The following is a 12969-nucleotide window of genomic DNA, read 5'->3' as shown; positions in this document are numbered from 1 at the left end:
GTTTTTAAATTAGTCATTAATGTCGCTTATAACTAAATTATCGTCGTTGTCGTAGTAACGGATTTTAGTTATACCATCAGGTCTATTGTATATTTCTTTTAAAATAGAAGGATTAAAAAGCAACGAATCTTCATTAGATGAAATATTAAAAACGCCTGAATTTTTAAGCAAACTTAAATTTGACATTGTGGAATCTGACGGAATTAGATAGTTTCCTGCACTAGAGTTTTCTTCAAAGGTGCATTGAGTTTGTCCTGAATCATTTTTAAATTCAACACCTTGTTGATTAGATCCTCCCGAAAAAGTTAAATATTCCTGATAACTATTTGGTCCGAATATGCAATTGGATTGCTCGGCAGAATTCAAAATTATCGATCTTTGATAACTTCCTGTAAAATTGATGTTTTCAAAATAAGAGTGAGAAACTGTAATATTTGAAACTCCTTTATAAAAGTTTGAACTAAAAGGATTGCCAAATTGAAATGCTTTTATTGCAGATTCTCTACCAGAATTATCATAATTAGCTCTGGTATAAATTACATCACATCCGGATTCAATTTCATATCTGCGAGAGATCCAATCATTAGGATAATCATATTCAATTATATCTAAAACTTTGTTATAATTATCTTCATTATATTGATCTTTTATCCAATCGTAAGACAATGTGAATTGATCGTAATTTTGTCCCTTTGTTCCTGAATTGTTTGTCCAGGAATATCCTCCCCAAATGGTTTTATCTCCTTGACTATATTTTACTTCAGAATAATTTTCAATATCAGTTATAGCTCCTGTTTCATTTCCGGTTATATTAGTGGCTTCACTCCAGTTTCCAGATATGGGGATGAGTTGATAAGTTGGTAAAGTTGGATTGCTTAAATTGTCTGTAACTGTACCTGTTGCTCCATTGTTTGCCGTTACTAATTCAGGTGTGTTAAACATTTGTGTCTTATAGAATTTCCTTAAGATAAGTCCATCTGAAGTTTCAATATACATATTGCAATTTTCGTCAAATTCTATATTTCTATAGGTTCCTCCAACTGGTTTTTCATATGTAAAAAATGAATTATTTACAGGTTCGAAACTAACCAATGTGTCAGGATTATTTGTGGTCATACAAATATTTCCCAATGGATCTTCATTAAATCTATTAGGTTGAGCTGAATTTGCCCATATACAGGTCCATTGCGTTCCATTGTATTTCCAAACAAATGTATCACGGCCGCCAGTGCTTAAATATGCGCTAACATAAATACTACCAGATTTACTAACAAAAGCAAAGGATCCATAGTAACCTAGAGGCATTTGTGTAATTTTTGTTAATACGCCGGTTTTTTTATCCATGTGAAATACTTCTCCTTGTGCATTAATTACAACTAGAGAAGTTTTATCATCTTGATTTATTCCTAATCCGATTGGAAACCATCCACCTGACGTCTGTGCTATTAAATCGAACAGTTGATTTGGTTGATTAAGCTTATAGATATAACTAAAACTATATCCAAATGCCCATACTTCTCCCTCAGAATCTACAAGCATTTCACGAAGATTTGGGTATCCATGCCAATTTGATACTTTACCTTCTCTCGAGATATGCTTTATGCCTGCATGGGCGTGGTCTAAAGCAATTATATCGTCATTTGGTAATAAGACAAAACTCATTTGTGCGCCTGAAATACTTACAAAATTGGAAATAATTCCTGATGGAGTTATTTTTTTAATAATTCCATCTTGCCCCGTTTGATAATAAACTCCATTAGAATCTTTTCCAAAAGATCGGCACCACATCCCATTCGTTTGTAAACCTCTGGCAAATATTGGTGTCTTCGAAAAGGAAGGTGAAGATTCAATCTTAGTTCCCCAAACTCCAAAACCATCTACACTTTGATCATATCTAGGATTCCAAAATTCTCCATGACCATTTTTTTCTAGTTTGTTATTTGTTGCTGCTCTTAAATAAATCGTTGTTCCGCTTGAGGTTCCATCATCATACAAAGCGGAATGAACCCCGCTTATTTTATAATAAGCGCCTGGAATCAAAGAATTATTATTTATTAAATTATCCAATTCTGATTTAGTCACAGAAATAGTTGAGCCACCGCCTAAAGAACTTTGTGGAACAAATTTTACTGTATTGTCGCTGCCTCTTACCAATATATCATCTTCTTTAGTACCTTCATTAACAGTTTCTAATTTTAGAGGTTTGCTAATAATATGTACTTGTGAAGATTCTTTTTCAAGAGTCTTGTTAATATTATCTTTTATCATGTTGTGTTTTCTTTTTTCGGTATTTTGCAAAAGATTGATTTTTGTCAATTACGCTGGTTTATTGGGTTATCGTGATAGCATATTGAATCCAACCTGAGACAGTTTTTTCATAGGTTAAAGCTCCGTTTGTAATATTTAAACATCTAACTCTAAAACCTGATAATGCATTTGGATATGTCGTTGTTAGAGTAGTACTTGACAATGCTGTAGTTGTTACGTTATCTACGGCACCAGTATTGTCTATATAACCTTTCGTGACTAAAGAAGTAGCTCCGCCAGAAATGATAAGAGCTTGTGTTAGATTAGGTGTTTTTAATTCACCTGTTGTGCTTTTTGTTATAGCTATATTACCAACTCCATCAGATATTGTAATAGTATTTGATGCTGAAGCGCTTAAACCAGTAACTTTTCCTAAAACTACGTTGCCACTTCCTGTAGTTATTCCGGTATTGTCTCCATTATTAGGCGCGAGTACCATATTGTTATTACCAGTTGTGATACCGCCGCCTCCAACTACCCAACCACTTGTGGCTATTACAACATTTCGGCTTCCTGTTATGCCAGAACCTCCTTGATACCCAATACCAATATTATGCTCACCACTCATCACTCTTGCTAATGCAGCTGATCCTATGGCTGTATTTGCAGCACCAGATACATTATAGATTAAAGTTGAATTGCCTAAAGCTGTATTGTGACATCCGTTGGTACTACTGGCAGCAATTCCAACATTGTCTCTTAAAGAAGAAATACCAACAGCGACATTATTTGTTCCTCCAACATTTTTTTTTAATGCTTCACCACCTACAGCTACATTACTATAACCATTTACGCTCGAATTCATGGAGTTTACACCAATAGAGACATTCCAAGTTCCAGTTGTATTTGCATTCAATGCATTAACTCCAATAGCCGTATTACTACTTCCTGTTGTATTACTTCGTAATGCCCATTCTCCAAAAGCTGAATTGTTTTCGCCTGTTGTATTGGCTATCATAGAATCATAGCCAACAGCTGTATTATAGTCTCCTGTAGTATTTAAACCAAATGTATTTGCACTACCAAGTAATATATTTTCAGTAGTAGTCCCGTTACCTTTACCTATTCTTATTCCATTGATTGTTTTATCTACACCGCCTAATTCTTGTAATGGTGTGTTATCTACAATACCGACTGTTGTGCCTGATACGGGAGAATTGGTAGTTATGTCATCTAGTGTTGCTAAGGTATATTCGCCTGCTGTTGGTTTTGAAGGAAATTTTATAGTTGTATTTCCACTAGGTAAAGGTTCGTTAAAAGTAACTTTCGTATAATTAGCGTCAGGATTACTGTATTGTAATCCATTTTTTATTAATGATAATTGATGATTTGTTTGATTATCAGCAATTGTTAAGCCATTCACGTTTAGTTGAATATAGTTGCCGGTAGCAGGCTCAACTCCAAATATTCTGCTTCCAAATAATGACATGTTTTCAGAGGTATTGCCATCGATAATAGTTAGTGCTGTATTTGTTAATACAGCTGAAGTTCCTTGATCTAGAACAGATTGCAAATCCTGAGAACCTCCAGTTGATACCTCAACATTTCCTGTTTCCGGATCAGGTTCATTGCCGTTTACTGTTCTAATTCCGTATTTTTTCTTAGTCATTTTCTTGTGTTTTTAAATTAGTCATTAATGTCGCTTATAACTAAATTATCGTCGTTGTCGTAATAACGGATTTTAGTTGTACCATCAGGTCTATTGTATATTTCTTTTAAAATTGAGGGATTTAAAAGCAATGAATCCTCGTTAGGTGAAATATTATAAATGCTTGAATTTTTAAGCAAACTTAAATTTGACATTGTATAATTTGATTGTATTAGATAGTCTCCTGAGCTAGAACCTTCTTTAAAGGTGCATTGAATTTGTCCTGAATTATTTTTGAATTCAACACCTTGTTGACTAGATCCTGCGGAAAAAGTTAAATATTCCTGATAACTATTTGGTCCGAATATGCAATTTGATTGCTCTGCAGAATCTAAAATTATCGATCTTTGATAACTTCCGGTAAAATTGATGTTTTCAAAATAAGAGTGAGAAACTGTAATATTTGAAAGTCCTTTATAAAGCTTAGAATTAAAGGAATTACCAAATTGAAATACTTTTATTGCGGATTCTCTACCAAAATTATCATAATCAGATTTAGTATAAATTACATCGCATCCTGATTCAATTTCGTATCTGCGAGAGATCCAATCATTAGGATAATCATATTCAATAATGTCTAATTCCTGATTATAATCATCTTCATTATATTGATCTTTTGTCCAATCGTAAGACAATGTGAATTGATCGTAATTTTGTCCTTTTGCTCCTGAATTGTTTGTCCAGGAATATCCTCCCCAAATAACTTTTTCCCCAATAGAATAAGGAGATGCTAGTGTTATATTTTTAATCTGACTAAATGAACCAGAAACGTCTCCATTTACAGCTAAAACTCCTGTCCAATCATTACCTCTTGTTTCAAAGCTTATTAAATTTGGTGAATAATTGTTCATATCAGAAATTAAATCTCCACTAATTTTTGAGATATTATAATCATAAATTCTCTCCTTTTCATTAAACAATTGATTCGGATAAAATTTTAAAAAATAATTGAAATATTTGAAAAATATATTATCTTCAAAATCAATGAACATCAATTCACTTCCAAAATCTCGAAGCTCATCACTAATAATTGTTAACATTTCTTCAGTAGAAGAAGAGTTAAGTTTTATTAAGCTATTAGGATATATTGTTGAAATATAAACATTATCATTAGAATCAATTTTGATTGCTCGAGGATTATAATCTAATGGGCCTGAGGGTTTTTGCCAAAACGTTGATGTCGTAGAAGTGCTAATTTCATATTTAAAAACTTTACCACCTGCGACATCCGCAATGTAAATATTATTTAAACTATCTAAATCCCAAGTAGTAGCACCACCAACTACTTTAATAGAACATACTTCAGTCACAGCTGAAGGATTAATAACTTGATACACTTTCCTAATAGAAGTAGAAAAAACTGAAAAAACTAATAATTCGCCTAATGAATTTTTTCGTATATAAGTTGTTTCATTAATAACATTATGAGCTAATACACTAGATACGTTTAATCCATCTAAACTTACATGTCTAATTTCTTTTGCGAATAAATTTGAAGAAGAAGGATTAAAAATATAAATATTATCATTTGAATCTATATATATTGAATGAAAAGATTGATCTAACGTGCATAAAACAGACATTGTTTTTGTAGTATTTTCAATTTTCAATATTGTTTTATCGACAGGTTTAGTTAAATATAAATTACCTTGCGAATCTATTGACATATCTCTTACATCTGCAAATTCAATAGAAGATATATAAGTTTCAACTGTTCCTTGAGGTAATGTTGGGTAGACGACATTAATTTCCCATTGAGCATTTGTTTGATTATATCCATAAGTATAAATATTATTAGTATTAGAGTCTTGAATAATATTTCCATTTATAGATACTGGTTGAGCATAAACATTTGTTCTTTCAAATTTTCCTTCAACAGTTATCTGATTATTATTCCAAATTCCAAAACCATCAACACTCTGATCATATTTAGGATTCCAAAATTCTCCATGTCCTTCTTTAGATAAAGTGTTTTCTGTTAAAGCTTGTAAAAATATTGTAGTTCCACTCGAAGTTCCATCATCATACAAACTTGGATGAACTCCACTTATTTTATAATTAGCGCCAGGAATTAAAGAATTATTATTTATCAAATTATCTAATTCTGATTTAGTCACAGAAATAGTTGAGCCACCTAAAGAGCTTTGCGGAACATATTTTACAGTGTTATCAGCACCTCGCACAAGTACATCATCTTCGTTATTTCCTTCATTAACAGTCTCTAATTTTAGTGGCTTGCTAATAATCTGGACCTGTGAAGATTCTTCCTCTTCAGGAGCCTTGTTAATATTGTTTTTTGTCATGTTGTATTTTGTTTTTTATATTTTTGTATTTCAATTGAAACTGTCGATGTTGTTTTATTTCTTAAAAACGACCAAACCATTTCTAACCTCATCAGATTCAAGAAAAGAACTGTTTTCGAGATCAAACTGAATGGTAAAATCTGTTTTGTAGTCCAATATTTCAAATTGTGATCCGTCTCCGGCAATGATTATGTCGAGGGATTTTTTTAAGTTTTCTATTTCCTCGTCACAAATCAATTCATTGCCGGATAAGAACAGATCATAGGTTTTTAGTTTTGTTTGTATTATGGCGCTAAAGGTTACTTTGTAAATTTCTGCGTCAAAGAATGATGCAGATGCTTTTTTGTTCACAACAGAAAAGGATTCGCTGAGATCTATTGTGTTTTTTATTCTTCTAATCTTAAATATTCGTTCTAATTGGTAAGGCGCATTTTTAGTTTCTACTTTCAAATTGGTTGGTTAGTTTAGAGGCAGGAATTTAGATTCGGAAGAAAAAGAAAGTAGTTTTATATTTTTTATACTTGCATGGATTATTGCAGGTATTATTTTGTGTTGAGTTATTGGTTTATTTTTCGATATGGTATTTAGGGTCAATTGTAATCAAAAGGCGTTTGAATAATTGTATCAAACGTTCTCTTATTGATTTAAGAATCAAGGTCATTGCGTCGAAATTTTCGACTTCTTTCTTTGTTTTTATGGCAATTATATTGCTGATAATGGAAATTCCGTCGCTAACAATAAGTAAATCCATTACTATGGTTACGAACCATTTAAAGTTGTAATTAAGTCCTTTACTCATCAATGCCAAAGCTGTTGGTATTAGCAATACGGCTAATTTTGATACAAATCCCAAGGCTAACTTTTTAAAGCTAAAGGCATTATTTAAGACAATGGTTTTGATTATACCCAGAAAAGTATCCATTACCATTAAGTAAAACAGAACTTTGACAATCTCTACATCCATTTCTAAGTACATAAAGACTCCATAAAGCAATAATTTTAGTTCATTTGAATATTCTGAGATTTTATGCATCATAGGTTTTTTTGGGGTTTAGTCTTCTATTATAGATTTTTTGGCATGATCAAAATCAATTACTCCCAGTAAATTGGTAAATCTTTTTCCGAAATCGGATAACGTATCGTCTCTTTCATTTTCACCCAAGTTGTCGCTTATGGTTTCCCGGATAACTCCAAATTGATTTGTAGAAGAAGCGATGATAAAATTGTCATTTAATAATGCACCGCCTACAATATTTCCGGTAATGTCAATAGATAAACTAAGTTTTCTTAGATAGCTTAAAAAGCCTTTCCATTTTGTAATGGAATATACAAAGCAAATAGGGTAGATGCCTAAAGAACAAATCAATGCAAACAAAAAAAGGGTCCATTCTGTATAATGTTTTTTCGAAATAAAAAGAGTTGGTAGAAGTAAAATAGTTAAGGGTATCATTGCCAAGATTGTAATTGAAAGCCATAGCAATGCTAAAGCTGTAAAAATAAATTTCACAATTTTCATGTATAGTCTTTTATGATTAATGATTTAAGAATAAATAATCTTTTGGGGCATAAAACCCCAAAAGATTATTACAGATTGTTATTTATGGTTCTATTGGTTGTTTATTGTTGTGAGCAACAATTCCGGAAATAACATAATTATCTACGTCTTCAACATCCAGAAGTATTACATCTAAAGGTTCTTCTTTAAAGACGATTGATTCGATAGCTTTTGTTTTTCCTGTTTTGTCAATTAAAAACATGTTTTGTGACACATTTTTTACACAAACCCATTTAACATTTTCACCGTCTTCAGTTACCAATAATGGGTGCTGCCCAGTAGCTTTAATAGTTGTTTCTGCCGTTTTAATTTCGAAATAATTAGGTTGTAAACTTGCTTTTTTGCCTACTACAGTTACTTCTGCTTTAACACCTTCATTTAGTTTTCCGTTCCAGACCATGTAATCTCCATCAGATTCATCGATTTCATTCGGGAAAGAAAATCCTTGAAGTTTGTCACCAATTTCAATATTCTTCAATTTTTTGGATTGTCCCGATGCCATTGTTACCAATGATTCTATATCAAAACATCCACCGCCACCACCGCCACCGGTTGCAGGATCTGTAGTTGCATGAGCTTCACCATTAAAGCCAGATGGATTGAATTGAGCATCTAAAGCTTGTACTTTATAATAATAGGTTGTATTTGGTGATAAACCCGAATCCATACGATAAGTGTTAGAATCCATCTGAAAAGCAGTGTAAGTTCCGCCAGCCGTTTTTCGATATAATTCATACTGGACAATACCACTATCATCTGTCGAAGGATCCCACTCTACAAGTATTTGACCTTGACCTTCTGAGTTAGCTTGTATATTTTGTGGTATTGTAGGAGCGATTATTGCTGTTGTTGTTATATCTCCATTATCACTGCGAGGTGATAGATTTCCTGCGGCATCTCTTGCAATCACATAGAAATTATATTGTGTTCCGGCAGTTAAAGAACTTACATAATAAGTAAAAACATTACTTGCCGTTTCTCCTAAATAATTACCATTTTTATAAATCAAATATTTTGTTACACCAAACTCGTCGCTTGCAGGTGTCCAGTTTAAACGTAAAGTCGAATTACCAACATTTGAAAACGATAAGGTTGGTTTTGTTGGTGCTGTTATATCAGCAGAAAGTCCTATATATACGATAAATCTAACTACTCTGTAAGGGTTTAATATTGAAAATGGTTGACTACCACCTTGAGAATCGGTAAAATCTCCAGCTCCATAATTGCCTTCCCAAGGTTCTGATATAAGTTCGGCACTATTACCCGTACCAGAAAAACGTCCAACTCCGTGTTTATGACTTGGCATTTCTTCAATACGTAATGTTTTACCAATTCGTCCTCCGGCACTTTCTAATGATTCAAAAGGGAAAATTATAGAGCCATAAATATCTCTGTAATAGCTAATACCATTACCTCCGTCTCCATCTATTGCATCACTTTTCTCTTCAGCAGTAAAAGTCTGTTGTCCTACTGGCATTCTTCCTTTCAACGGGATATATTCTTCCCAACCTCTAGGGATAGGATCGGTTTTTCCCCAAATAGCTATCATACCAACAGGTATGGACGAGGCAGATTGTGTTTCTAATGCAGTAATTCGCTTAAGTAATGAATCGAGCAGATTATTGCTTTTAAAGACTTGATTTGCACTATCAGTTATCAATAAAGAATGTGGTGATGTCTCAGCAAGGATAAAATCGTCAGTGCTTGTATTGGTATTGTCTAAATAAACTTTTCCACCTACATGAGTGTTTGTCCAGTTTGACTGATAATTTAGAGTAAGATTTGTCGTTCCAGGAATACTGGTGTCAACCAAAGCTTTTGCTAAATAACCATTTATATTTGTAACATCGCCTTCAATTGTATCAATGTTTTCTTCGATAGCATTGATATTTCCTTGAATTGTACTGATATTGGTTTGGATAGTACCAATGTTTCCTTCGATTACATCAATGTTTGACTCGATAGCATTTATGTTTCCTTCGATTACATTTATATTGGCTTGAATTGCATCAATTTTGGTCTTTGTCTCCGCCAGAATTTCATCGATTGTTTTAATATCTGTAATAAGTGTCAAACTGCTTACATCATAATAACGAATCGTTTGCACATCGCTATTTTCTAAAACAATAACCTCATCCTTATATTTTGCCTGACTATATTCTGCTTCATAATCATGGTAAGCAGTTTGAGATGCTCCCGTTCCGTAGATTAAGTTTTTATCTGTTCTTGTGGTTTTTAAATAAGGTGTTTGGGCTCCAATAGCAATAGGATATAAAATTCCCACTGGATTATTTGGGTTTGCCGGATCTTGCTGGTGGATAATTGCCCAGCCTTTTTGGTTGTCTGTTGCGTGAGCTACAATATAATCGGTTTCGAGATCGATACTAAAATGTCTTTTTAAAGCTTCGTACAACTCAGATCTGTAAGCTGTTTGAAGTCTTTCTAAAGTTTCTTGCTCGAGAGGAAATCCTCCTTCGTGAGTAAAATTTACTTGTTTCATTTTTATGGATTTAAATGTCTGTTATTTTATATATTATTTTTCTAAAACTTCTGGCGAATAAGCATAGGTTTCATAACTTTTTCCGGCTAGTTTATAGAAGTTAAGAAGATTATGAAATTCAATATTTGCTATTTTAATAGCTGCCGCTGTTGAATTGTCATTATTTGGCTGAATAATGAATGTTCCGTTTTTAGTTAAAATTTCAGGAATAAATACTCTGAAATTGGCATAAGCGACTGATGTGTAATCTTTGAGATGAGCGAGATAAACAGGTTTATTTTTTTTGTATTTATATTCCGAGTGCTTATATATTTTAAGTTGCGGAATCAGTAATTCGCCTTTTACTCTTGTGATACCATCTTCTAAATAATAATCCGGCTCATAATACTCTTTGTGCAGATATACATATTGCAAAGTAGGCTTGACAGATTCGTCTATATAAATTAACTCGTCTACTCGTTTTTGATCTATACTTGCATTTGGATCGTAAGTTTTGGTTGGATTAAAAGTTTCATTCAGAATTTTTTCCAGATAAATTACCTGACCCGTATGCTGCATTTTATAAAGAGTTTCTTCATAAATAGAACGAATAGGCGAGAGTAAAACATTGAGCCAATCTGCATGTGTTTTTTTCCTAAGAATAGGAGGGATGAGCCATAATAATAGCTTTTCCCATTTTAAAATGGTGTATTTATTCATTGTTTATGTATTAGACTATTGTTTATCTCTGTAAAATGTATACGGAATATAATTTACCTCAACCTCAAGATTTTCCAGATCAAAATAGCCTGCTCTTGGAATGAAATATTCTATTTTAGTCACATCTGTCGGTGAAGTATTTGGCTCGTCACTTGGATTTGTTGCAGCGTCAGTTTGAACTTTTGTCAAAATCGGAATCTTAATTCCTTGCGCTTTTTGAACGGCATCAACCAAATATGTTTTGACAAAAGCGCCATTAAATTCGATGTTTTTCAAATGATCCTTGATAGCATCTAATACAGGAAATACATCGCTATCCGAAATCAATGAACCGTTTGATGGATCTAAATCATCTTTAGGATTACTTTCATTCGCTTCAATTAAACCTAAAACAGAATCCGGAGTTGAGATTTTTGACTGATAATATTCAAGATCTTTTGGATTGATGTAAATACTCAAAGGATCGACATAAACATTCAGACTCAATTTTAGAATATCACCCTGATCAGAACTTATATAAACTTGATTTCCTGCATCTTTGATTTTTGCAATATATTCTTTGAAAGCAAAAAGCTGATTTGGAACATCGATTCTCGAAATTTTTTCATCTTTTACTGTGGCAACTTTTATAAAAACAACTCCAACTTTATTATGAAAATAATCTGATAAGATTTCCTTTGGCTTAGAATCTGGATTAAGCACCGTTTCTAAGTCGATTTCGCTTACAGCGCAATGTTTGATTATTTTAGAATCTTCAATTTCTGAGTCTGTAAGTCCTGTAGTATCAAATTGATATGATCCATCTCTCCAGACCAAAGACATTTCGTTGCTGGAATCCGGATCTAAAGACACTCCATAATGAAAATTCAAAGCCTGTTCTCTGTACCAATTCAAGGTGTGAGGTCTTGAAATCATGGCATTTTTTTCTACTATTTTTTCGTGAACCCAAATAGCGGTTGCTACGATATTGATCCAAAGTTTCCAAATGGCGGTTTTAGAGTCATTATTTAACTTTTCCAAGGAAGGTTGTTTCCCCTTTTCGTCCAGAATTTCCTTCTGTATTTCAGCAATTGTACGTGCCATATTTTAATTTTTTAATATAGATTAGCCTGTAAGACATGTGTAATATGCTTATAGATAATTGTTTGATGTTTTTTTGTAAATACTACTGAGATGTAGTTTTCTTTTTAGAGAATTCTAAAAGAGCAGATTTTAAAAGTAAAATTTCAGTCTTTTTAAGAATTTAAAACTGATATTTTAAGAAATTGCAGTGAAGGAATTTTTATTAATAAATGATAAAATCATCTTCAATAATCATATAATCAATTCCGGAGAAATTGTCCAGTAAAAACTCTTCTTCCTCAGTAAGCGCCGTTGCAGGCTTTAAGTTTCTGGAATTGTAATATTCGACAATATCCTTTTTAAAAGCTTCTCTTCCAATTTTTAAATCCTGATATACAGAAATATCCTCTGTAATATTAAATTGATCATTGTCTTCAAGAAGATCGAATACTTTTTCTATGCTTCCATATTCTTGCAAAGAGAGATCAAAAATGTTTTGGTTTTCCTGTGGTTTAATAGTTTCCATCGATTTTAATGTTTTGTAAATCGTTGACATCTAGTGTTTTTACATAAAATTTGTCATACGATAATTGTTTGTCTATTTCGTTTTCTAGTCTTAGCCTGGAAGTTGCATCCGGACTGTTAATGTATTTTTTAATTCCTACTCCAAGTATCGGAAACTCTTTATAACTTCCTTTTTGACTTAGCAGTAAATGTTCGATGTTTTGCTGATCGGCTTCTTTAATAGCGAAGTCTCCATTGCCAGAATCATCCCCTGTAATTAACAAGTCTTCATCTACGATAAAATCTTTCATATGTCGTTATTATTTGTTGTTTTATTAATTAATTTTTCCTTTGAATTTGCGCGCCATATCCAAAAGATGTTGTTTTATTT

11 protein-coding genes are annotated in these 12969 nt (G+C 32.6%); all 11 read right to left on the bottom strand.

The features are described from left to right. Nucleotides 1-9 precede the first annotated feature (9 nt). The 11 genes from CLU81_RS05755 to CLU81_RS05705 all read right to left on the bottom strand — a co-directional run bounded on the left by CLU81_RS05755 (nt 10) and on the right by CLU81_RS05705 (nt 12889). On the bottom strand, nt 10-2268 hold the full coding sequence (locus CLU81_RS05755) for a hypothetical protein (protein WP_099708949.1): 2259 nt from the start codon (nt 2266-2268) through the stop codon (nt 10-12). Between the two features lie 58 nt (nt 2269-2326). Next, nucleotides 2327-3916, bottom strand: coding sequence for a hypothetical protein (locus CLU81_RS05750; RefSeq protein ID WP_099708948.1), 1590 nt, complete (start codon nt 3914-3916; stop codon nt 2327-2329). 17 nt (nt 3917-3933) lie between these two features. Continuing rightward, nucleotides 3934-6258, bottom strand: a complete 2325-nt coding sequence (locus tag CLU81_RS05745) for a hypothetical protein (RefSeq protein ID WP_099708947.1) — start codon at nt 6256-6258, stop codon at nt 3934-3936. Between the two features lie 54 nt (nt 6259-6312). Beyond that, on the bottom strand, nt 6313-6708 hold the full coding sequence (locus tag CLU81_RS05740; protein WP_099708946.1) for a hypothetical protein: 396 nt from the start codon (nt 6706-6708) through the stop codon (nt 6313-6315). Between the two features lie 115 nt (nt 6709-6823). Then, on the bottom strand, nt 6824-7294 hold the full coding sequence (locus CLU81_RS05735) for a phage holin family protein (protein ID WP_099708945.1): 471 nt from the start codon (nt 7292-7294) through the stop codon (nt 6824-6826). Between the two features lie 15 nt (nt 7295-7309). Then, a complete protein-coding gene (locus tag CLU81_RS05730; protein ID WP_099708944.1) occupies nt 7310-7774 on the bottom strand; it encodes a hypothetical protein in 465 nt (154 codons plus the stop codon). Between the two features lie 82 nt (nt 7775-7856). Next, nucleotides 7857-10313: a fibronectin type III domain-containing protein gene (locus tag CLU81_RS05725; RefSeq protein ID WP_099708943.1), complete on the bottom strand. Its 2457-nt coding sequence runs from the start codon at nt 10311-10313 to the stop codon at nt 7857-7859. 33 nt (nt 10314-10346) lie between these two features. Then, on the bottom strand, nt 10347-11012 hold the full coding sequence (locus CLU81_RS05720; RefSeq protein ID WP_099708942.1) for a hypothetical protein: 666 nt from the start codon (nt 11010-11012) through the stop codon (nt 10347-10349). 15 nt (nt 11013-11027) lie between these two features. Next, nucleotides 11028-12095 (bottom strand): hypothetical protein, encoded by a 1068-nt coding sequence (locus CLU81_RS05715; RefSeq protein WP_099708941.1) that lies wholly within the window; start codon nt 12093-12095, stop codon nt 11028-11030. A 202-nt stretch (nt 12096-12297) separates the two neighbouring features. Then, entirely contained in the window at nt 12298-12600 is a 303-nt protein-coding gene (locus CLU81_RS05710) for a hypothetical protein (protein WP_099708940.1), read from the bottom strand. Beyond that, entirely contained in the window at nt 12587-12889 is a 303-nt protein-coding gene (locus CLU81_RS05705) for a hypothetical protein (RefSeq protein ID WP_099708939.1), read from the bottom strand. Before CLU81_RS05705 ends, CLU81_RS05710 begins: the two co-directional genes overlap by 14 nt. Between the last annotated feature and the right edge of the window lie 80 nt (nt 12890-12969).

The sequence above is a fragment of the Flavobacterium sp. 9 genome (assembly GCF_002754195.1).
Taxonomy (GTDB): Bacteria; Bacteroidota; Bacteroidia; order Flavobacteriales; family Flavobacteriaceae; genus Flavobacterium.
The sequence above is the reverse complement of the archived record's forward strand: the minus strand, read 5'-3'. Positions and strand labels throughout refer to the sequence as shown.

Excerpts from the sequence above, each read along its gene's own strand:
- CLU81_RS05755 (WP_099708949.1), bottom strand. The coding sequence starts at position 2,268 with ATGATAAAAGATAATATTAACAAGACTCTTGAAAAAGAATCTTCACAA.
- CLU81_RS05745 (WP_099708947.1), bottom strand. The coding sequence starts at position 6,258 with ATGACAAAAAACAATATTAACAAGGCTCCTGAAGAGGAAGAATCTTCA.
- CLU81_RS05725 (WP_099708943.1), bottom strand. The coding sequence starts at position 10,313 with ATGAAACAAGTAAATTTTACTCACGAAGGAGGATTTCCTCTCGAGCAA.
- CLU81_RS05710 (WP_099708940.1), bottom strand. The coding sequence starts at position 12,600 with ATGGAAACTATTAAACCACAGGAAAACCAAAACATTTTTGATCTCTCT.
- CLU81_RS05730 (WP_099708944.1), bottom strand. The coding sequence starts at position 7,774 with ATGAAAATTGTGAAATTTATTTTTACAGCTTTAGCATTGCTATGGCTT.
- CLU81_RS05720 (WP_099708942.1), bottom strand. The coding sequence starts at position 11,012 with ATGAATAAATACACCATTTTAAAATGGGAAAAGCTATTATTATGGCTC.
- CLU81_RS05715 (WP_099708941.1), bottom strand. The coding sequence starts at position 12,095 with ATGGCACGTACAATTGCTGAAATACAGAAGGAAATTCTGGACGAAAAG.
- CLU81_RS05735 (WP_099708945.1), bottom strand. The coding sequence starts at position 7,294 with ATGATGCATAAAATCTCAGAATATTCAAATGAACTAAAATTATTGCTT.
- CLU81_RS05750 (WP_099708948.1), bottom strand. The coding sequence starts at position 3,916 with ATGACTAAGAAAAAATACGGAATTAGAACAGTAAACGGCAATGAACCT.
- CLU81_RS05705 (WP_099708939.1), bottom strand. The coding sequence starts at position 12,889 with ATGAAAGATTTTATCGTAGATGAAGACTTGTTAATTACAGGGGATGAT.